Source organism: Sandarakinorhabdus sp., from assembly GCF_032115815.1.
Taxonomy (GTDB): domain Bacteria; phylum Pseudomonadota; class Alphaproteobacteria; order Sphingomonadales; family Sphingomonadaceae; genus Sandarakinorhabdus.
In genome coordinates, this window is sequence record NZ_JAUMBI010000007.1 from 1 (window position 1) to 20,400 (window position 20,400).

The 20,400-nt window shown below is 64.8% G+C and carries 22 protein-coding genes; 17 read left to right on the forward strand and 5 right to left on the reverse strand.

All coding sequences use genetic code 11. The annotated features are described in order from the left end of the window. The first annotated feature begins 292 nt into the window (after positions 1-292). Positions 293-418: a type B 50S ribosomal protein L36 gene (gene ykgO, locus RT662_RS00255; protein ID WP_017668774.1), complete on the forward strand. Its 126-nt coding sequence runs from the start codon at positions 293-295 to the stop codon at positions 416-418. 88 nt (positions 419-506) lie between these two features. After that, positions 507-1,127 carry an HAD-IA family hydrolase gene (locus RT662_RS00260; RefSeq protein ID WP_313668175.1) on the forward strand — a complete coding sequence of 207 codons (621 nt, stop codon included), beginning with the start codon at positions 507-509 and terminating at the stop codon, positions 1,125-1,127. Here RT662_RS00260 and pyk read toward each other — a convergent pair. Next, positions 1,121-2,572, reverse strand: coding sequence for a pyruvate kinase (pyk, locus tag RT662_RS00265; RefSeq protein ID WP_313668148.1), 1,452 nt, complete (start codon positions 2,570-2,572; stop codon positions 1,121-1,123). The two genes, RT662_RS00260 and pyk, sit on opposite strands and share 7 nt — an antisense overlap. Positions 2,573-2,649: 77 nt before the next feature. Here pyk and RT662_RS00270 point away from each other — a divergent pair, with 77 nt between their 5' ends. The 13 genes from RT662_RS00270 to RT662_RS00330 all read left to right on the forward strand — a co-directional run bounded on the left by RT662_RS00270 (position 2,650) and on the right by RT662_RS00330 (position 10,783). Further along, positions 2,650-2,970 carry a DUF1244 domain-containing protein gene (locus RT662_RS00270; RefSeq protein ID WP_313668149.1) on the forward strand — a complete coding sequence of 107 codons (321 nt, stop codon included), beginning with the start codon at positions 2,650-2,652 and terminating at the stop codon, positions 2,968-2,970. A gap of 48 nt (positions 2,971-3,018) precedes the next feature. Continuing rightward, a complete protein-coding gene (locus RT662_RS00275; protein WP_273463308.1) occupies positions 3,019-3,276 on the forward strand; it encodes a DUF2312 domain-containing protein in 258 nt (85 codons plus the stop codon). Between the two features lie 11 nt (positions 3,277-3,287). After that, a complete protein-coding gene (locus RT662_RS00280) occupies positions 3,288-3,929 on the forward strand; it encodes a glutathione S-transferase family protein (protein ID WP_313668151.1) in 642 nt (213 codons plus the stop codon). Between the two features lie 48 nt (positions 3,930-3,977). Continuing rightward, positions 3,978-4,454, forward strand: coding sequence for a (2Fe-2S)-binding protein (locus RT662_RS00285; RefSeq protein WP_303794656.1), 477 nt, complete (start codon positions 3,978-3,980; stop codon positions 4,452-4,454). Continuing rightward, on the forward strand, positions 4,447-5,223 hold the full coding sequence (locus RT662_RS00290; protein WP_313668154.1) for an FAD binding domain-containing protein: 777 nt from the start codon (positions 4,447-4,449) through the stop codon (positions 5,221-5,223). The genes RT662_RS00285 and RT662_RS00290 overlap by 8 nt, the downstream gene beginning before the upstream one ends. Before the next feature lie 20 nt (positions 5,224-5,243). After that, positions 5,244-5,564 carry a heavy metal-binding domain-containing protein gene (locus RT662_RS00295; protein WP_029131296.1) on the forward strand — a complete coding sequence of 107 codons (321 nt, stop codon included), beginning with the start codon at positions 5,244-5,246 and terminating at the stop codon, positions 5,562-5,564. 63 nt (positions 5,565-5,627) lie between these two features. Next, on the forward strand, positions 5,628-6,368 hold the full coding sequence (locus RT662_RS00300) for a YebC/PmpR family DNA-binding transcriptional regulator (RefSeq protein ID WP_313668155.1): 741 nt from the start codon (positions 5,628-5,630) through the stop codon (positions 6,366-6,368). 29 nt (positions 6,369-6,397) lie between these two features. Next, positions 6,398-6,811, forward strand: coding sequence for a DUF4440 domain-containing protein (locus RT662_RS00305; protein ID WP_313668156.1), 414 nt, complete (start codon positions 6,398-6,400; stop codon positions 6,809-6,811). Continuing rightward, positions 6,808-7,299 (forward strand): crossover junction endodeoxyribonuclease RuvC, encoded by a 492-nt coding sequence (gene ruvC, locus RT662_RS00310; protein WP_313668158.1) that lies wholly within the window; start codon positions 6,808-6,810, stop codon positions 7,297-7,299. The genes RT662_RS00305 and ruvC overlap by 4 nt, the downstream gene beginning before the upstream one ends. Beyond that, on the forward strand, positions 7,296-7,892 hold the full coding sequence (ruvA, locus tag RT662_RS00315) for a Holliday junction branch migration protein RuvA (protein WP_313668160.1): 597 nt from the start codon (positions 7,296-7,298) through the stop codon (positions 7,890-7,892). Before ruvC ends, ruvA begins: the two co-directional genes overlap by 4 nt. 15 nt (positions 7,893-7,907) lie before the next feature. Beyond that, on the forward strand, positions 7,908-8,930 hold the full coding sequence (gene ruvB / locus RT662_RS00320; protein WP_313668162.1) for a Holliday junction branch migration DNA helicase RuvB: 1,023 nt from the start codon (positions 7,908-7,910) through the stop codon (positions 8,928-8,930). 38 nt (positions 8,931-8,968) lie between these two features. Continuing rightward, complete coding sequence (locus RT662_RS00325; protein ID WP_313668163.1) at positions 8,969-9,511, forward strand: peroxiredoxin family protein; 543 nt, start codon at positions 8,969-8,971, stop codon at positions 9,509-9,511. Between the two features lie 24 nt (positions 9,512-9,535). Beyond that, complete coding sequence (locus RT662_RS00330; protein ID WP_313668165.1) at positions 9,536-10,783, forward strand: cysteine desulfurase-like protein; 1,248 nt, start codon at positions 9,536-9,538, stop codon at positions 10,781-10,783. A 2-nt stretch (positions 10,784-10,785) separates the two neighbouring features. On the opposite strand, the gene RT662_RS00335 is transcribed toward RT662_RS00330, so the two are convergent. Beyond that, the gene (locus RT662_RS00335; RefSeq protein ID WP_313668167.1) at positions 10,786-11,574 is read right to left on the reverse strand and encodes a hypothetical protein; all 789 of its coding nucleotides are present in this window, start codon (positions 11,572-11,574) and stop codon (positions 10,786-10,788) included. Positions 11,575-11,711: 137 nt separating this feature from the next. On the opposite strand from RT662_RS00335, the gene leuC reads away from it, so the two are divergent. Both leuC and RT662_RS00345 read left to right on the forward strand, forming a co-directional pair. Then, positions 11,712-13,133, forward strand: a complete 1,422-nt coding sequence (gene leuC, locus RT662_RS00340) for a 3-isopropylmalate dehydratase large subunit (RefSeq protein WP_313668177.1) — start codon at positions 11,712-11,714, stop codon at positions 13,131-13,133. 155 nt (positions 13,134-13,288) lie between these two features. Beyond that, a complete protein-coding gene (locus tag RT662_RS00345) occupies positions 13,289-15,739 on the forward strand; it encodes a putative bifunctional diguanylate cyclase/phosphodiesterase (RefSeq protein ID WP_313668168.1) in 2,451 nt (816 codons plus the stop codon). A 164-nt stretch (positions 15,740-15,903) separates the two neighbouring features. Here RT662_RS00345 and nadB read toward each other — a convergent pair whose 3' ends face one another. The 3 genes from nadB to RT662_RS00360 all read right to left on the reverse strand — a co-directional run. Beyond that, entirely contained in the window at positions 15,904-17,526 is a 1,623-nt protein-coding gene (gene nadB / locus RT662_RS00350; protein ID WP_313668169.1) for an L-aspartate oxidase, read from the reverse strand. Continuing rightward, positions 17,507-18,436, reverse strand: coding sequence for an ABC transporter ATP-binding protein (locus RT662_RS00355; protein ID WP_313668171.1), 930 nt, complete (start codon positions 18,434-18,436; stop codon positions 17,507-17,509). The genes nadB and RT662_RS00355 overlap by 20 nt, the downstream gene beginning before the upstream one ends. Positions 18,437-18,502: 66 nt before the next feature. Continuing rightward, positions 18,503-20,400 (reverse strand): TonB-dependent receptor domain-containing protein (locus RT662_RS00360; RefSeq protein ID WP_313668173.1); only part of this gene is annotated, 1,898 nt, incomplete at its 5' end.

Genomic DNA, 20,400 nt, shown 5'->3' on the forward strand with positions numbered 1-20,400 from the left:
TGCTGCTGCTGGTCAGCTGTGGGGCCGGCGGTGCCAGGATATGGAATCGGGTTACCTCCACCTTCACAGTGGCGGCATGGGCCACCGATGGCAGCAGCAGGGCGGCCAGCAGGGCAGGCAAAATCATGTGGCGGGTCATGGGCTTTACTCGCGGGGCACTTGTACCCGTGTCTGGTCGCACTTCGGCTGCGGGCAAGCAAGGGTGGATCAGGCGACCGCGGTTGACAAAGCGCAGCGCCTCCCTTAGCGACCAGCCTCCGTTTCACCACCGATTCACTTGCCGGGATTGATCATGAAGATCCGCAACAGCCTCAAGAGCCTGAAGGGCCGCCACCGTGACTGCCAAGTCGTGCGTCGTCGCGGCCGTACTTACGTGATCAACAAGACCAACCGTCGCTTCAAGGCCCGCCAGGGCTGAAGCTGCGCCGCTGGCCCTTGTGGCCGGCAGGTCGACTTGGTGAGACCCCTGCCATCCGGCGGGGGTTTTGCTGTTTGTGGGGTTGATGATGCCCGAAATCATGCCGACTGCCGTGGTGTTCGATGTCGGCAACGTGCTGGTGGATTGGAACGTGCGCGCCTTTTATGCGCCGCTGATTCCCGATCCGGCGCGGTTGGACTGGTTCCTGGCCGAGGTGGTGACGCCGCAATGGCATTTCCAGCATGATGCGGGCCGGGCGTTTGCGGAAACCAGCGCCGAGCTGATCGCGCGTTTCCCGGCCGAAGCCGATTTGATCCGTCTCTATGGCCCGCGCTTCAATGAAACCGTGCCAGGGCCGGTGCCCGGTATGATCGAACTGGTGGAGCAGCTGGCCACGGCCTGCGTGCCGCTTTTTGCCATCACCAATTTCAGCCACGAATTCTGGCCGCCGTTCCGCGCTGAGTGGCCGGTGTTCGATCATTTCACCGATATCGTCGTTTCTGGCGAAGAGCGGCTGACCAAGCCTGATCCGGCCATCTACCAGCTCGCGCTTGATCGCTTCGGCCTTGGTCCTGGCGAAGCGATCTTCATCGATGACCGTGCCGACAATGTGGCGGCAGCCGTGGCCAATGGCTTTGTTGGTCACCTGTTCACCGGCTACGAAGCGCTGGCGGCGGAACTGGTGCGGCTGGGCCTGCTGCCTCAATAATTCTTCAGCTCGTCCCCGGTCAGGCGCACCACGTGAACGACGTTGGTGGTGCCGGGCGTCGAGAAGGGCACGCCGGCAATCAGCACCAGCGGATCGCCGCCTTTGGCCAGACCCGTCCGCAATGCCATGCGCTTGGATTTGGCCACCATTTCCTCGAAACTGCCGACATCGCGGGTGGTGACGGCGTGCACGCCCCACACCAAGCCCATGCGCCGCGCCGTGGTCTGGCTCGGCGTCAGGCACAGCACCGGCACCGAAGGCCGTTCCCGCGCCGCGCGGCCAGCGGTGGAACCGGAGATGGTGAAACAGGCAATGGCGCGCGCGCCGATCGTGCGGCTGATGTCGGCAGCGGCCGATGTGATGGCAGCTGCGGTCGAACGGCCGGTGGCCACTTCGGTGAAATGCACCCGGCCATGATAGCTCGGGTCGGCCTCCACCTGCGCCGCAATCGCATCCATCATGCTCACGGCTTCCACCGGCCAGGCCCCGGCCGCGCTTTCGGCGGACAGCATCACGGCATCAGCGCCGTCATAGATGGCGGTCGCCACGTCCGACACTTCGGCGCGGGTGGGGGAGGGGCTGGTGATCATCGATTCCAGCATCTGCGTCGCCACCACCACCGGTTTGCCCAGGCTGCGCGCCATGGCGACGATGCGTTTCTGCGCTGGCGGCACGTTCTGCGGCGGCAGTTCGACGCCCAGATCACCGCGCGCCACCATCACCGCATCGGCGATTTCCAGTATCTCCTCCAGCCGTTCCAGCGCGGCCGGCTTCTCGATCTTGGCGAGCAGCGCGGCGCGGCCGCCGATCAGCCGACGGGCTTCTGCGACGTCTTCGGGGCGCTGCACGAAGCTGAGCGCAATCCAGTCCACCCCGCAATCAAGCGCAAAGGTCAGATCGGCGCGGTCCTTCGGCGTCAGCGCTGGCAGCGGCACCACCACATCTGGCACGTTGACGCCCTTGTTGTCCTTGATGGTGCCGGGCACCTCCACCACGCAATCGATGGCGTCTTCCGAAACGGCGGTGGCGCGCAGCACGATCTTGCCATCATCCACCAGCAACCGGGCGCCAGGACGCAGCGCGGCAAAGATTTCCTTGTGCGGCAGGCACACGCGCGCCGCATCACCCGGCGCCGTGTGGCGATCAAAGCGGAAGGCCTGGCCCTTGGCCAGTTCGGCGCTACCACCGGCGACGCGGCCAACGCGCAGTTTCGGGCCCTGCAGATCAGCCAGGATGGCGATCGGCCGGCCATTGGCCTTTTCAACCGCGCGCACCGCTTCGATCAGCTTGCCCTGGCTTTCATGGCTGCCGTGGCTCATGTTGACACGGAAGGCATCGGCGCCGGCCGCGTGCAGCTGGCTGATCATGGCTTCGGTGGCTGATGCTGGCCCCAGCGTGGCAAGCACCTTGACCCGGCGGTCCCGTGGTTGAAGATGTCGGCTCATGCTGCGTCCCAGTCGTTCGGATTTGCCGCTACCCTAGCGACTGATGCGGCGCATTGCCACAGGAGAGAGACAAGAACATGACGATCCTTGCCGATGATGCAGTGCGGGAACGACTTGAAGCGGCGGCGTTTCGCCGCCTGATGCTGCATTTGCGCCAGCGCACTGACGTGCAGAATATCGACCTGATGGGCCGGAGCGGCTTCTGCCGCAACTGCCTGGGCGACTGGCTGCACGAGGAAGCCGAGGAGATGGGCTTGGCCGTCAGCAAGGACGAGGGCCGCACCCATGTCTATGGCATGAGCCAGGCCGAGTGGAAGGCGCTCTACCAGCAGCCAGCGACGCAGGAGCAGATGGACCGCATGGCCGAATCGCTGGCGCAGAATGAGCGGGTTCGATAACCCCGGCGGCAACCAATTTCAGGTTGGCAATCTCAGACAGGGACCCAAATGAGCGACGAGACGATCTCTGGCACCGAAAGCGTGTCCGCCACACAGCTGCGCCTGTTCATCGAGCGCATCGAAACGCTGGAAGAGGAAAAGAAGGGCATCGCCGACGACATCAAGGACGTCTATGCCGAAGCCAAGGGCACTGGTTTCGACATCAAGACGATGAAGACGCTGGTGCGGCTGCGGAAGATGGAAACGGCGGCGCGGCAGGAAGCCGAAGCGTTGCTGGAAACCTACCGCGCCGCAATCGGCATCTGAAAAAGGAAACCATGATGATTCTCTATGGCGGCAAGCTTTCCCCTTTCGTGATGCGGCCGTTGCTGGTGAGCCGGGCCAAGGGCGCCGAAGTCACGCTGGGCAGCTTTGAAGGCGGCATCAAGTGCCCGGAATATCTGGCGCTGTGCCCCACTGGCAAGATGCCCCTGCTGGTTGATGGCGATCTGGCGTTGCCGGAAAGTCAGGTGATTGCCGATTATCTCGATCTGGCGCTGCCGGGGCCGAAACTGGTGCCGGACGACGCTGCCGGTGCCGCCAAGGTTCGGCTGCTGGTGCGGCTCGCCGATACCTATGTCGTGCCGCAGCTGGGCGGGCTTTTCCGTGGCCGCGAGAACCCGGCCGGCGTGCCCGATGCGTTGAAGGGCATGGGCGAGGCCCTGGGTTACATCGAGCATTACCGCAATGCTGCCGATGAATTTGCCTATGGCAACAGCTTTACTCAGGCCGATGCGGCGCTGATCCCGCTGTTCTTCTTCCTCGATGCATTGGATGGCCCGATGCCGACCAAGGCGCTGGTGGCAGCACAGCCCGGCCTCGCCGCCTGGTGGGGCCGCGCCAAGGCCAGTGCCCTGGGCGCACAGGCGATTGCCGAACAGGCCGAAGGCTTGAAACAGATGATGGCCAGCCGGGCTTGATTGCCGGGCCACCTCGCCCCTAAGCTCCAGCCCACAAGGGGACTTGCAATGCAGATGACGCTGACCATCAACGGCCAGAACCACAGTGTGGAGGCACCCGCCGCCACCCTGCTGGTTGAGGTGCTGCGCGACCAGCTGGGGCTGACCGGCACCCATATCGGTTGCGATACCAGCCAGTGCGGCGCCTGCAATGTGCTGATCGACGGCGCTGCGGTGAAGGCCTGCACCATGCTGGCGGCGCAGGCGCAAGGGGCGCAGGTTACCACCATCGAAGGCCTGGGCAGCACCGACGCGCTGCATCCGATGCAGCAGGCCTTCCGCGAAGCCCACGGCCTGCAGTGCGGATTTTGCACGCCGGGCATGGTGATGGCCGGCATGGAAATGGTGCGCAAGCATGGCACGAAGCTGACGCCGGAGCTGGTCACGCACGAGCTGGAAGGCAATCTGTGCCGCTGCACGGGTTACATCAACATCGTGAAGGCAATCGTGGCTGGTGCTGCCGCCATGGAGAACGCCAATGCGTGATTTTGCCCTGCACAGCCCGGCCAGCCTGTCCGCCGCCACCGCTGCCTTTGCCGGCACTGATGGCGAGGCCGCCTATCTCGCCGGGGGCCACACGCTGATCCCCGCCATGAAATCCCGTCTGCGCATGCCCGATGCACTGGTGGATCTCACCGGCCTCGGCCTATCCGGCATCAGCAAGGACGGTGACCGTCTGTGGATTGGTGCCACGACAAGCCATGCCGACGTCGCCACCGGCGCCACCGCCATTCCGGGTCTCGCTTGTCTGGCTGCGGGCATTGGCGACGCGCAGGTGCGCAATCGCGGCACATTGGGTGGCAGCATTGCCAACAATGATCCCGCAGCCGATTATCCCGCTGCCGCGCTGGCGCTGGATGCGGTGATCGAGACGGATCGTGGCAGCCACAATGCCGATGATTTCTTCCAGGGCATGTTCACAACCGCGCTGGCCGAAAGCGAGATCATCACCCGCGTTGGCTTCACCATCCCGCAGCAATCATCCTATGCCAAGTTCCGCCATCCGGCCTCGCGTTATGCCATGGTCGGCGTCTATGTCGCCCGCCATGCTGCGGGTTGGCGCGTCGCTGTCACCGGCGCCGGGCCAGGCGTGTTCCGCTGGACGGACGCGGAAGCCGCGCTGAACGCCGGCACCGATACTGCCGGGTTGGTGCTGGCCGCCGATGATCTCAACAGCGATATTCACGCCAGTGCCGAATATCGCGCCCATCTGTGCGGCGTGATGTTGAGGCAGGCACTGGCCACTCTGGCCTGAAGGAGGCTGTCATGGCCGAACTGATTGTCACCACCACCCCCACGGTCGAAGGCCGCATGGCGACGCACTATCTGGGTGTCGTCGCTGGTGAAGCGATCATGGGCGCCAACATCTTCCGTGATATCTTCGCCGGAATCCGAGACATCGTGGGCGGCCGCTCCGGCGCCTATGAGGAAGTGATGCAGGGCGCCCGCGAGGAAGCGCTGCGCGAAATGGCCGATCGCGCGCTGGCGCTGGGTGCCGATGCCGTGATTGGCGTGCAGATCAGCTATGCCGCCTTGGGCGCTTCGGATTCGATGCTGATGGTCGGTGCCGTTGGTACGGCAGTGAAGCTGGGCTGATTGCCGTTTTGCGGGCGGGTTGCTAAGGCCGCAGCCATCCCACCTGCAACCAGTTGAACGATCATGGCCGGCCACAGCAAATTCAAGAACATCATGCACCGCAAGGGCGCGCAGGACAAAAAGCGCAGCGCCTTGTTTTCAAAGCTTTCCCGCGAAATCACCGTGGCGGCCAAGATGGGCATGCCCGATCCAGCCAACAACCCGCGTCTGCGCGCCGCCGTGCTCGCTGCCCGCGTGGAAGGCATGCCGAAAGACAATATCCAGCGCGCCATCGATAAGTCGCAGGGTGGTGACATCGCGAATTATGAGGAAGTGCGTTACGAAGGCTTCGGCCCCGGTGGCGTGAGCCTGATCATCGAAACGCTGACCGACAACCGCAACCGCACCGCCACCAACGTGCGCACGGCGATGGCCAAGAATGGCGGCAACCTCGGCGCTTCGGGCAGCGTGAGCCATGGGTTTGAACGGCTGGGCCTGATTGCCTATCCGGCCAGCGCCGGCAGCGCCGATGCCGTGTTCGAAGCCGCGCTGGAAGCCGGTGCCGACGATGTGGAATCGAGCGAAGACGGCCATGAAATCTGGGTTGGCATCGAAAACCTGCACGACGTCGCCCGCGCCCTTGAACCCGTGCTGGGCGACAGCGGCCAGGCCAAGTTGGCGTGGAAGCCGGGGACGATGGTCACCGTTGGCGCCGAAGATGCTGCGCAGTTGATGAAGCTGATCGACGTGCTGGACGATGATGACGACGTGCAGACCGTGTGGGGCAATTATGACGTGCCCGACGACGTGATGGCCGCGTTGTGAAGCTGGGGCTGGCTGCGCTCGTTATGATCATGGCCACGCCTGCCGCTGCCGATCCTGTAGCCGACATCAAGGCCGCGCGCGCCGCCTACAACGCCGCCATCGCCGCCCGCGATGCCGCTGGCGTGCGCGCCGCGCTGGGTGAAGGCTATGTCGGCATCGCCGGCACCGGCGGTGAAGCCATCATTGGCGCTGACGCCATGGCGGACTATTTCGCCCGCGCCTTCAAGACGCCGGGCTTTCTCGGCTTCGTGCGCACACCCGACGTGGTCACGGTGGCCGTGCCGCCGCAGCGCGCCATGGAGCGCGGCCACTGGTCAGGCGGCAGCCTCAATGGCCGTGTCAGCGGCGAATATCTTGCGGTGTGGGTGCCCACGCCGCAGGGCTGGAAACTGCGCAGCGAAGCATTCGTGACGCTTTCCACCGGAGCGCCCGGCAAACCGTGAGGTTGATCCTCGGCCTCGATCCCGGTTTGGCGGCGACGGGGTGGGGCGTGATCGTGGCCGAGGGCAATCGCCTGCGCCATATCGCCCACGGCACAGTGAAAACGTCGGCCACAGCACCGCTGGCCGAACGGCTGGTGGCGCTGCATGACGGCCTGATGACGGTGATCGGCGACCATGGCGCCACCGAAGCCGCCGTGGAGGAGGTGTTCGTCAACGCCAATCCGCAATCGACGCTCAAACTGGGGCAGGCGCGCGGCGTCGTGCTGCTATGTTCGGCGCGTGCTGGCCTCCCCGTGGCGGAATATGCCACAAGGCTGGTGAAGAAGGCGCTGACCGGGGTTGGCAACGCCGACAAGAACCAGGTGCAGGCGATGGTGGAGCGGTTGTTGCCAGGCGTGAAAGTGGTGGGAGCCGATGCGGCTGATGCGCTGGCGGTGGCCATTGCCCACGCGCATCTGGGCGCCAGTTTGCGAAAGGGCCTGCTGTGATCGCGCGGCTCAAGGGATTGGTGGACAGCGTTTCGGCCGATAGCGTGATCGTCGATGTGAACGGCGTTGGCTATCTGGTGCAGGCCTCCACCCGCACGCTTGCTTCGCTGTCGGTGGGGCAGCCGGTGGTGCTGCACATCGAAACCCAGGTGCGGGAAGACGCCATCACCCTGTTTGGCGGTGTCTCCGAATCCGAACTCGCCGCCTTCCGCGCGCTGATCACGGTGCAGGGCGTTGGCGGCCGGGTGGCGCTCAATATCCTGTCCGTGCTCACGCCCGATCAGGTCGCGCACGCGGTGGCGACCGGTGACGCCGCGTCACTGGCGCGGGCCAATGGCGTCGGCCCCAAACTCGCTGCCCGCATCGCCAACGAACTGCGCGGCAAACTGGGCGGCGTCGCCATGGCGGCCGGAGCGCCCTTGCCGGTGACGGCCGGCGCCCGTGTGGTGGAAGATGCCGTGTCGGCGCTGGCCGCGCTGGGTTTCCGCCCGATGGACGCCAGCCGCGCGGTTTCCGAAGCATTGGCCGAACTGGGCGAGGCGGCGGCCCTGAATGACGTGGTGCGAGTGGCGCTGAAGAAGAGCGCGCGCTAAGAGATCAGCACCCACATGACCGACGATCTCACCCCGCAACGTCGCCCCGACGACATCGATGCCGCGCTGCGGCCCAAGGGGCTGGACGAGTTCATCGGCCAGCAGGGTTTGCGCGAAAATCTCGGCGTGTTCATTTCCGCCGCCCGGGCGCGCGGCGAGGCGATGGATCATGTGCTGCTGCACGGGCCGCCCGGCCTGGGGAAAACCACACTGGCGCAGATCGTGGCGCGCGAACTGGGCGTGGGGTTCCGCGCCACCTCTGGCCCCGTCATCGCCAAGGCCGGCGATCTTGCAGCCATCCTCACCAATCTCGAACCGCATGATGTGCTGTTCATCGATGAAATCCACCGCTTGTCGCCGGCGGTGGAGGAAATCCTCTATCCGGCCATGGAAGATCGGGTGCTGGACATCATGATCGGCGAAGGCCCGTCGGCACGCTCGGTCCGGATCGACCTGCCGGCGTTCACGCTGGTGGGCGCCACCACCCGTGCCGGCCTGTTGACCACCCCCTTGCGCGACCGTTTCGGCATTCCGCTGCGGCTGAATTTCTACTCGATCGATGAGCTGGAACAGGTCGTCACCCGCGCCGCGCGGTTGCTCGAACTGCCGCTTACCGCCGATGCGGCGCGCGAGATTGCCGCCCGCGCCCGTGGCACCCCGCGCATCGCCGGGCGATTGTTGCGCCGCGTGCGCGATTTCGCGGCCGCAGCGGGCCAGACCGAAGTCACCGCCCGCATGGCTGATGCTTCGCTCAGCCGGCTGGAAGTCGATCGCCTCGGCCTCGACGCCATGGACCGGCGTTACCTGATGATGATCGCCGATATCTATCGCGGCGGTCCGGTCGGCATCGAAACGCTTGCCGCCGGCCTTTCGGAAGCGCGCGACACGGTGGAAGACGTGATCGAGCCGTTCCTGATCCAGCAGGGCCTGATCGCCCGCACCGCGCGGGGGCGGATGCTCAACGGCCCGGCCTGGAAGCACTTGGGGCTGCTGCCGCCGGCCGATCAGGTGCAACTGCCGTTACTCGACGAGGAATAGGCTGCAACCTTTGCCGCCGCTCACGCGAAAGGCCCTGCATGCGCATCATCCCCGCCCTCATCGCCCTTGCTGTCATCACCGCTCCGGCCGCGGCTTTTCCTGCCGTGGGGGACAAGGCGCCCGCTGTTGCTGGCGCCGATATCAACGGCAAGACCCGCACGCTGCAGCAGGTCGCTGGCCGCAAGGGCACAGTGCTGATGTTCTTCCGATCAGCGTCGTGGTGCCCGTTCTGCAAGGCGCAGCTGATTGCCATGAACGACAAGGCTGCCGAAGGGCTGGCCAGCCGCGGCTATGCGCTGGTTGGCCTGTCCTACGATTCGCCCGAGGTGCTGGCCAAGTTTGCCGCCGAGCGCAAGGTGAGCTGGCCGCTGCTGTCGGACCCGCAATCCAGGGTGATCGATGGCTGGCAGCTGCGCGATCCGGCCTATCCAGCCGGCAATCGCGCGTTTGGCGTGCCCTTGGCGTCGGTCTATGTCATTGATCGCAAAGGCATCATCCGCGCCCGGCTGATGGAGGCCAATTTTCGCGTGCGCCCGCAGCCCGAAGCTGTGCTTGCCGCCGTGGACGCGCTGGGCCAATAAACCCTCCGCAACTGGGGGACTGAAATGACATTGCCGATGGACATGGTGCGCGCGGCCTTTCCGGCGCTGGCGCTCAGCGATGGTGGGCAGCCGCGTCTGTATCTCGATGCGCCGGCCGGCACCCAAGTGGCGGTCCGGGTGGTGGAGGCGATGAGCCGCACCATGATCGAGGCCTGCGCAAACGATGGCGGCCTGTTCCGCACCAGCGTGGCCACCGGCGCCATTGTCGAGGCTGCGCTCGCCGCCGCCGCCGCCTGCTTCAATTGTGCCGAAGATGAAGTGATCTTCGGCCTCAACACCACAAGCCTGTTTTTCCAGATGGCACCGCTGATTGCAGCGGACTGGCAGGCCGGCGACAATATCCTGCTCACCCGCATGGATCATGATGCCAATGTTTCGCCCTGGTTGCAGGCGGCCGAAGCGCGCGGGGTGGAAGTGCGCTTCATCGAGTGGGATCGCGAGACCTTTGCGCTGAAACTGGAAACCCTGCCCGATCTGATCGACGCCCGCACCCGCGCCGTTGCGGTCGGCCATGCCAGCAACTTCCTTGGCACCATCAACGATGTCACCGCCGTCTGCGCCGCGGCCCGGGCCGTGGGCGCGGTGAGCATCGTCGATGCCGTGCAGTCCGCGCCGCATATGGCGCTGGATGTGCAGGCTATCGGTTGCGACCTGATGGCGGCTTCGGCCTATAAATTCTTCGGGCCGCACCTTGGCATCATGTATGTTTCACACCGGTTGCAGGGCCTGATCCGGCCGCTGAAGGTGCGCCCATCGGTTGACGCGATGCCGACCCGGCTGATGCCCGGCACGCCGAGCTTTGAAGCCATGGCCGGCACCACAGCGGCCATCGAGCATCTGGCCTGGCTGGGTGAAGCGGCCGGCACGGTGAAGGCCGATGCGCCGTTGCGGGAGCGCCTGGTGGCCGGGCTGGCGGCCGCGCAGGCGCACGAGACGGAACTGATGCGGCGCTTCCTGAGCGGCATTGCCACGGTGCCGGGCGTAACCCTGCACGGTATCGCCAACGCCAATCGGCTGCACGAACGCGTGGCGACCTTCACCTTCGAGATCGCAGGCCACAGTGCCGACGCGATTGCCGCTGATCTGGCAGCCCGCAACATCTTCGTGTGGAACGGTTATTATTATGCTTGGGAACCGGCTGGCATGCTCGGCCTGCGGGATCGCGGCGCCGTGCGGGTCGGCTTCACCCACTACAACACGCTGGATGAGGTGGATGCGCTGCTGGCTGCGTTGGCAGGGATTGCTTGCTGAGGCTACGGGCGCAGTGTCTGATCGGTGGCCATGTCTCGCGCCATGAACCCTGACAATTCGCGCATCGGCGCCTGATTTACCGTCACCAATCCCGATCGCGGTCGATCCAGATCCAGAACCAGCATCACGGCGCCAGTAGCCAAGCCAAGGAACAGCAGGTGCGGCAACCGCGCGAGCTGGCCATCGCCGGTGCCCGAATAGCCCAGCGAAACCGCTGACAACAGCAGGAACAGCAGCAGTGCATCGATCACCGGCAGCGGAATATGTTCGCGCGCCATGGCTTCCCGGCGCCAGGCGGCATCATCGACCCTGCTCAGGCTGTCGGCCATCAGCCGCAAACGGGCGCCATCGCCGCCGGCAGCCCGCGACAGATTCCACATGCGTTCCATAAGGGCGTCGCTGGCGGTATCGCCCGGCCTGTCACGGTCGGTCTCGCGCCCGCGGTTGGCCCACGCCAGCCGCGCATCGACATAGGCGCGCATGGTGGCCGCCATTTCGGCGCGATAGGGGGCTGGTTGCAGTTGCAGCCGCTGCCAGAGCGCAAAGCAACCCGCGGTCTCTTCAACGACCAGATCGCGCCGCGTGTCATAACGGTTCAGCGCGACCGAAAAGGTGAAACCGACGAGCAAAGTGAAAAGGCTGATCGTGGCCGTGGTGGCATAGAGCGTTTCGCCTGCCGATGCCCCCAGCTGGCGTCGTGCGGTGCGCCCAGCCAGCATCGCCATCGCGCCGACGACCACCAGTAGCAGCGCGATCACCAATACGGGAAGCTCATCAACCATATCGTACATGGATCGTTATCTTAGGGGTTGCGCTGGCGATTGCCAGTCCCGGCACCATCGGTTCATCAGCGCACTTGCACGGCAATTGCGGGTCATTTGCTGCTGGATTTTGTTCGTGCTGCTTGGCAAAGCCCCAACGCATGACGATGCCCACGCTCAGCACCACGCGCACCCTCTACCAGAAGATCTGGGACGATCATGTCGTCCAATCGCTTGATGACGGCACCGCGCTGATCTTCATCGATCGTCACCTCATCCACGAAGTGACGACCCCGCAGGCGTTCGAGGCGCTGCGCATCGCCGGCCGCCGGCTGCGTCGGCCCGATCTGACGCTTGCTGTGCCGGATCACAACGTCCCAACAACCGACCGCCGCCTGCCCATCCTGGATCCGATGTCGAAGGCGCAACTGGAAGCACTGGTGACGAACTGCGCCGATTTCGGCGTTGAGCTTTACAATATCGACGCGCCCGAACAGGGCATCGTCCACGTCATCGGGCCGGAACAGGGCTTCACACTTCCCGGCGTCACCATGGTCTGCGGAGACAGTCACACCGCCACCCACGGCGCGTTCGGCGCGCTGGCCTTCGGCATCGGCACGTCGGAAGTGGAGCATGTGTTTGCCACGCAGACGCTGCTGCTGCGCCAGTCCAAATCGTTGCAAGTGCATGTGACGGGCGAACTCGGCTTCTCCGTCTCCGCCAAGGATGTGGCGCTGGCCGTGTGCGGTGCACTGGGTTCCGGCGGAGGTGCTGGCCATGTCATCGAGTATACTGGCCCGGTGATCGAGGCGCTGTCGATGGAAGGGCGCATGACGCTGTGCAACATGGCGATCGAAGCTGGGGCGCGGGCCGGCCTGATCGCGCCGGATGAAAAGACGTTCGCCTATGTGCAGGGCCGTCCGCGCGCCCCCACCGGCGATTCGTGGGAGGCAGCGCTGGCCTGGTGGAAGACGCTGAAAACCGATCCGGGTGCCACTTACGACAAGTGCATCGAGATCGACGGCAGCGCTATTGCCCCGCTCGTCACCTGGGGCACCAGCCCGGATGACGTGGTGGCCATCACCGATGTGGTGCCCGATCCCGCCAGCTTTGCCGATGCCGGCAAGCGCGCTGCGGCGCAGAAGAGCCTCGATTACATGGGCCTCGCCCCCGGGACCCGCATGGAAGATGTGGCCGTGGAGAATATCTTCATCGGCAGCTGCACCAACAGCCGCATCGAGGATTTGCGCGTGGCCGCTGATGTGGTGCGCGGCCGCAAGGTGGCGGGCAACGTGCGGCAGGCGCTGGTCGTGCCGGGTTCCGGCCTCGTCAAGCGCCAGGCCGAGGCCGAAGGGCTGGACCGCATCTTCATCGACGCCGGCTTTGAATGGCGGGAACCGGGCTGTTCCATGTGCCTGGGCATGAACCCCGATCAGGTGCCGGCGGGCGAGCGTTGCGCCAGCACCTCGAATCGCAATTTCGTTGGCCGGCAGGGCCCGGGCGCGCGCACCCACTTGTTGTCGCCCGCGATGGCGGCAGCGGCGGCAATTTCGGGGCATCTTGCCGATGTTCGGCAGTTAATGCGCTGATTCGGACTGAATTATCGGGGCATTTACCTTGTATAACCGCCTGCAGAACGGGGCGGTAATGGTTCCTAAACGGCTTCTCCCGTATGTTTGTCTCTTACGAGGGGTAAGCAAAGGACGGAATGTTGCGACAAGGCAGCAGACCGACATCGGTTCTGATGAGCCGCCTGGCCCCCTTCACCAAACGATCTTGGGGTCTGATCGTGTTGGTGGTGGGGCTGTTCTTCGCGCTATGGGTTGCACCCGCGCGGGCAGAGAACGTGCAACTTGCGTACAGGCAAATTCCGACCTGTCAGGGCAACAGTTGCATCACCCCCATTTCCCCGGTTTCGCGCAAGGATCCACCCGGCAATTGGACCTGGTTCGCCATTGATCCGGCGCGCTTGCAGCGCATGCCGGTGGACTGGAACCTGGTGATCGACAATGTCCGTTTCACCGCCATCGAAATCCGGGTGGTGCACGACGGCGGGGTGGCGGTGATCCACCGCGGCCAGTTCGAACTCGGCCGCAACTGGACCATGGGCAATAATCTGCGCTTCCAGATTCCGGTGGCGGGCCCTGATGTGGCCGCCATCCAGATCGGTTATCGCAACATGGATGCGCCGGGCCTGTTGCGCACCATCAAGGCGATGGATGCCGCTGGCCATGAATCGCATGTGCTGCGCTGGACGGTGCAGGTCGCGCTTGTGCTCGGCATGTTGTTTTCGGCCTTCGTCTACAACATGTTCCTGCTCACCTGGCTGCGCACCGGTTTCCAGCGCTGGTATGTGGTCTGGCTGGCGGGCAGCCTGGGCTATCTCCTGGTATGGTCGGGCGCGATCCTCAATGTCTTCCCGTTCCTGGCCGGGCCGGCGGCGGTGCGCACCTTCTACCTGCTGATCGGTCTGATGGTGGTGTCTGGCGCCGCCTTCTTCTTCTCGCTGATCGAAAGGGACAAGCTGCCCCAGCGCCTGATCGATTTTGGCCAGATCGCCGGCATGGGCGTTGCGCTCACATCGGTGGTCGCCGCGTTCGACACGCTGTTTCCGGCGGCGCTGGGTGATCTTTTGCTCAACATCACGCTGGTCATCGTCACGCTCACGCTCATGATTGGTTCGGGTTTTGCGGCGCTGCGTGGCAGCCGGGCGATCTGGTATTATCTGGCGGGCTGGCTGCCGGCGCTGGCGGTGCTGGTGCTGCGCATCTTCCGCAATTTTGGCCTGCTGCCGCAGGATGATCTGGTCGATCTTGCCGGCTTTGCCGCCGTCGGCTGGGAATCGCTGCTGCTGTCGCTGGCCATTGCCGATCGCTTCCGCCAGCTGCGCCGCGATGCCGATGCCGCCGATGCCGAACGTGAGACCCTGTTCCGGGTGGCGACCACCGATGCGCTCACCGGCCTGGGCAACCGCGCCTTGTTCCAGAACATGCTGGAGCAGCCGCTGACCCGCAATTCCGGCATCGACGTGATTGCCATCGACATCGATTTCCTGAAGCAGACCAATGATATGGCTGGCCATGATGCCGGTGACGCGCTGATCGTGGCAGTGGCGGAACGGTTGACTGCGGCGGCCGGCCCCGAAGCCAATATCGCTCGTGTTGGCGGGGACGAGTTCGTGATCCTGCTCACCGGCGCGGCGCGCGAACGTCTGTCGGCCGTGCGCCAGATGATCGCGCTGTCATCGGGTGTGCCGCTCAGGCATTCGGGCCATAATCTCACCATCTCGATCTGTGCCGGCCACAGCTCGTCGGAAGACAAGGGCATTTCGCTGGCCCGCATCTTCAAGCAGGCCGATCTGGCGCTGTATCGGGCCAAGGCGGCGGGCCGTGGCTGCTGGCGCAGTTACGACAGCAGCATGGCCGATGAAGCCGAAGCGCGCAGCCGCCTGTTGTCGGAAGCCCGTGTTGGCCTGGCCGGGAACCAGTTCCTGCTGCATTACCAGCGCGTCGTGCAGCTGGATGATACGCTGGTGGGTTATGAGGCGCTGCTGCGCTGGCAGCATCCGCGGCTGGGGCTGCTGGCCCCCGGCGATTTCCCCGATGTGCTGCGCGAATCCACGCTGCTGCCCCAACTGCAGGCCCATGTGCTGAAATCGGCCTTGGACCAGCTGGCCCGGCTGCGCAGCGACGGCCGGGATCTGAGCATGGCGGTCAATTTCGTTGGCAGCCAGTTGCAGGGCACGGCGGCCGCCGTCGCCATCCTCGATGAACTGGCCCGCAACCGGGTGCCGCCGCACGCGCTGGTGGTGGAAGTCACCGAATCGGTGGTGATGGGCGGGCTGGGCGGTGCGCTGATCGAGGCGCTGGAATGCCTGCGCGATGCCGGCGTGAACGTGGCGCTGGATGATTTTGGCACCGGCCATGCCAGCCTGATCCAGTTGCGCGACGTGCCGGCCAATATCGTCAAGATCGATCGCAGCTTCATTGCCCGCCTGTCGGAATCGGCTGGCAACCAGCAGGTGGTGCGGGCCACCATCGATCTGGCGCATTCGATGGGCAAGCAGGTGGTGGCCGAAGGGGTGGAGAATGATGCCCAGCGCCAGCTGCTCACCCGCCTGGGTTGCGATCTGGCGCAAGGCTGGCTGTTCGGCCAGCCGCAGCCGTTTCCGTTGACACGGCGGGCGGCAGCGTAGGTTCGATTTTGAAAGAGCAACCGGCTGTCGGCAGCCGGTCTTCAGCTTTGCCAGTTTTGACGAATCGTACCGGATTCAGGAAATTTCGGCGCTTTCATCCCTGACAGTTGCACTGCCGGCACCGCCATGATGGCAGGATCAGGCCGTGTAGGACAGCGCCTGGATCAGGCTTCGCGCGTCATCACCGGATCAAGGATGGTGTCCACCGCTTCGGCAGCCATGGCGGGATAATCCGTGCTGTAATGCAGGCCGCGGCTTTCGCGGCGGCGGCGGGCGGAACGCACGATCAGATCGGCCACCGTCACCAGATTCCTGAGCTCGATCAGATCGGCGGTGATGCGGAAATTGCCGTAATAATCCTGCACTTCCTTGCGCAGGTTCTTCACCCGGTGGGCGGCACGCTCCAGCCGCTTTTCCGTGCGCACGATGCCGACATAATCCCACATGGACCGCCTGAGTTCATCCCAGTTGTGGGCGATCACCACTTCCTCGTCGCTGTCGGTGACCCGGCTTTCATCCCAAGGCTTCACGTCCGGCGCTGCGGCAGGCGGGCCAGACGAACTGATATCGTCGGCCACGGCCTGCCCGAACACCAGGCATTCCAGCAGCGAGTTCGATGCCAGCCGATTGGCGCCATGCAGGCCGCTCTGGGTCACTTCGCCGGCCGCCCACAGGCCTGCCAGATCGGTGCGGCCATCCAGCGTCACCATCACGCCGCCGCAGCTGTAATGCGCCGCCGGCACCACCGGGATGGGCTGCACCGTGCAATCGATATCCAGCTCCAGCAGCCGGGCGTGGATGGTGGGGAAATGCGCCTTGATGAAATCAGCGCCCAGGTGCGTCAGATCGAGCAGCACATGCTCCAGCCCCAGCCGCTTCATTTCGGCATCGATGGCGCGCGCCACCACATCGCGCGGGGCGAGCTCCAGCCGGTCGTCATAACGCGCCATGAAGCGGCTGCCGTCGGGCAGTTTCAGCTGCCCGCCTTCACCGCGCGCGGCTTCGGTGATCAGGAAATTGCGTACCTTGGGGTGATAGAGGCAGGTCGGGTGGAACTGGTTGAATTCCATGTTCGATACCCGGCAGCCCGCCCGCCACGCCATGGCGATGCCGTCGCCGGTCGCGCCATCGGGATTGGTGGAATAAAGATAGACCCGGCTCGCGCCGCCGGTGGCCAGCACTGTGGCCGGCGCCACGAAACGCACGACATGGCGTTTCTTCACATCCAGTGCATAAACGCCGTGGCAGCGCCGCTGCGGGAAGCGTTCGTGCAGCACATGGCGGTGGGTGATGAGATCCACCGCGGCCATGTGCGGCACCAGCGTGATGTTGGGATGCGCCTGCGCCGCCTTGATCAGCGCCTGTGAAACCGCCCAGCCAGTGGCATCATCCACGTGCACGATGCGGCGATGGCTGTGGCCGCCTTCACGGGTGAGGTGCCAGCGTTCGGAAACCGTTTCGCCGGGATTGAACGGCACACCCAATTCAGCCAGCCGGTCGATCGCGGCCGATGCATTGCTGGCGACATATTCCACCGTGGCGCGGTGGTTGAGGCCGGCGCCGGCCACCATCGTGTCTTCCACATGCGCCGCCACCGTGTCGCCGGCATCCAGCACGGCGGCGATGCCGCCCTGCGCCCAGGCGGTGGAGCCATCAGCCAGATCGCCCTTGGCCAGCACGGCCACCGTGCCATGTTCGGCCAGGTGCAATGCCGCGGTCAGCCCGGCGGCGCCGGATCCCACCACGATGGCATCGAAATGGCGGGCCTCAGGCGGCGCTTTTGCCACTGGTCAGTTCCAGGAACACATCTTCCAGATCGGCTTCGCGGGTGGAAACCTCCACCACGCCCAGCCCGGCGCTGGCCAGCATCGCCAGCACGGCGCCGGCATTGTTGTGGCGCTTGTCATAGGTGATGACCAGCGTGCGCGGGCCTTTCAGTTCCATGGCCTTGCAGCCCGAAAGTGCGGGCGGCACCACCTCGAGATCGCGGTCCACCACCACTTCCAGCACCTTGTCGCCGGTGGTGCCGAGCAGCTTCGACGTTTCGTCGTTGGCCACCACCTGGCCGTGGTTGATGATGGCGATGCGGTCGCACAGGCTTTCGGCTTCTTCCAGATAGTGGGTGGTCAGCACGATGGTGGTGCCCTGCGCGTGCAGATCGCGCACATAATCCCACAGCAGTTGGCGCAGTTCGATATCCACGCCCGCCGTCGGCTCATCCAGCACCAGCACCGGCGGATTGTGCACCAGCGCCTTTGCCACCAGCAGCCGGCGCTTCATGCCGCCCGACAAGGTGCGCGAATAGACATGCGCCTTGTCGTCCAGACGCACCGCCTTCAGCAATTCCATGGTCCGGCGTTTGGCCTTGGGCACGCCGAACAGGCCGGCCTGCAATTCCAGCGTCTCGAACGGCGTGAAGAAGGCATCGAACACCAGTTCCTGCGGCACGATGCCGATGCTGGCCTTGGCGTTGCGCGGATGCTCGTCGATGTCGAAGCCCCAGATGCGGGCGCTGCCAGCGGTTTTGTTCACCAGGCCGGCGAGGATGTTGATGGTGGTGGATTTGCCGGCGCCGTTGGGCCCAAGCAGGCCAAAGATGGAACCGCGCGGAATGTCGAGATCAATCCCCTTCAGCGCCTGCTTGCCGCCGGCATAGGTCTTGGTCAGGCCACGCAGGCTGATTGCAGCTTCGCTCATGCTTGTCGGATAGACCGGGGCGGGAGGTGGGGCAAGGGGAGGGCGGTTCCCCTTGCCCCATCGGCATCAGAAGCGAACGATGGCTTCAACCCCGAACAGCCGCGGCAGGCCCCGAATGAAGGTGGGGATGCCGAACGCCCCGCCGGTGTTGCCGCCGTCGAGCAGATATTCCTGATCGAACAAATTGTTGGCAAAGCCGATGACTTCCCACTTGCCCTTTTGATCACGCACGCCGGCGCGCAGGTTGACCAGCGTGACCGGACCCTGGCTGGTTACCGGGTTGTTGGGCAGTTCGAAGAACACGCTGGAACGGTGGGTGACGTTCGGGTTGGCGAACAGCTCGATCGTGTCCCCCAGCGGCAGGCGGAAATTGGCGCCAGCCGAACCCTGCCATTCCGATTGCAGGCGGAAGCGATCGCCGGCGAAATTGCCGAAGCGCGGATCGCTGCTGACGCGGGCATCGATATAGGCACCGTTGGCGAACAGTCGCACGTTTTCCGACAGGTTCAGGCTGAATTCGGCTTCCACACCCTTGTTGGTGGCATCGGCATTGACGATCAGCGCCGGCGCACCCTGCTGCGGCACCGAAATCTGGAAATCCTTGTACTTGATGAGGTAGGCGCCGATGCTGAAATTCAGCTTGCCGATGGTGCCCTTCACGCCGGCTTCGAAGTTATCGAGCAGTTCGGCCGGGAACACCCGCACCGCCGGGGCCAGCACGCCGCCCACCCGGCCGGCATTGACCTGCACCACCGGCGAGCGGCGGCCACGCGAATAGGTGGCATAGAGGTTCACATTGTCGGTGGCGCGGAACAATATGTTGGCGCGCGGCAGGAAGGCATCGAACCGGCTCGACGCGCTGAGCACCTCGCCATTGGTGTTGATGCCACCCGGAATCAGCGGGCCACGGGTGATCACCGTGTTGGGGATGCGGGTGGAAATGCCGCTGTCACGATCTTCGGTCAGCCAGCGGCCGCCCAGGTTGATTTCCAGTCGCGGGGTGGGGATCACCGTGATGTCACCGAACACGCTGAAGGTGGTGATATCGGCCGAGTTGCGGAACAGTTCGGCCGAATAGGGCAGCACGGTGGCGGCCCCGCCGGTCAGGATCGCGGTCGCGCGGGCGGCCTCCACCACGCCGGTGGCGTTGTTGATGCAGGCCAGGCCCGGCACCAGCCGCGCCGCGCACTGCAGGAAAATGCCTTCCTCCGAACTGAACGGCACGGCCTGGAAACCGGTTTCGGCGAAATAATTGGCGCCGAAGAAGCCGCGCAGCTTCTCGCTGTCGAAATTGGCGCGGGCTTCAAAGCTCATCTGTTCGCCGCGCGCATCCTCGGCGAATTCCAGATACCAGGCCTGGGTTCCATCGGCATCGAACACTTCATTGCTGTCGAAATTGCGATAGCCGGCGATGGTGGTGATGCTCCACGCGTCGCTGATCTTGCCGTTCACGGTCAGGTTCACGTCATAGACGTTGCGCGTCAGGCTGGGCTGATCGGCGCCCAGTACGGCGGCGCTGAACGGTGAACCGGCGGCTTCCTTGAAGCTGTAGGGGCTGGTGGTGCCGCCTGTTGGCGCGAACGTGCCCGACGAGAAGGCCGTGCCCGGTGCGCGCTGGCCATCATAGGTGGCCACCAGATCGGCGGTGAGATCGGGCGTGGGCGTGAAGCGCAACGAGACGCGGGCGCCATATTGGCCCTGGCCGTTCAGATCATCCACGCGCGGACCATTTGGCGTTTGCGAGCCGGGGCGGCCGGCGATGTTTTCCACCACGCCGTCGCGCAGCTTCATGGCGCCAGCGACGCGCAGGGCGATGATGTCGTTGCCCAGGTTGATATGGCCATCGATGCGGCGCTGATCATAATTGCCATAGCCCACGCGCACTTCGCCGGAGAAACCGGGCTTGGGCTTGGCGGTAATCACGCTGACCACCCCCACGGCAGCGGCGGTGCCGAACAGGGTGG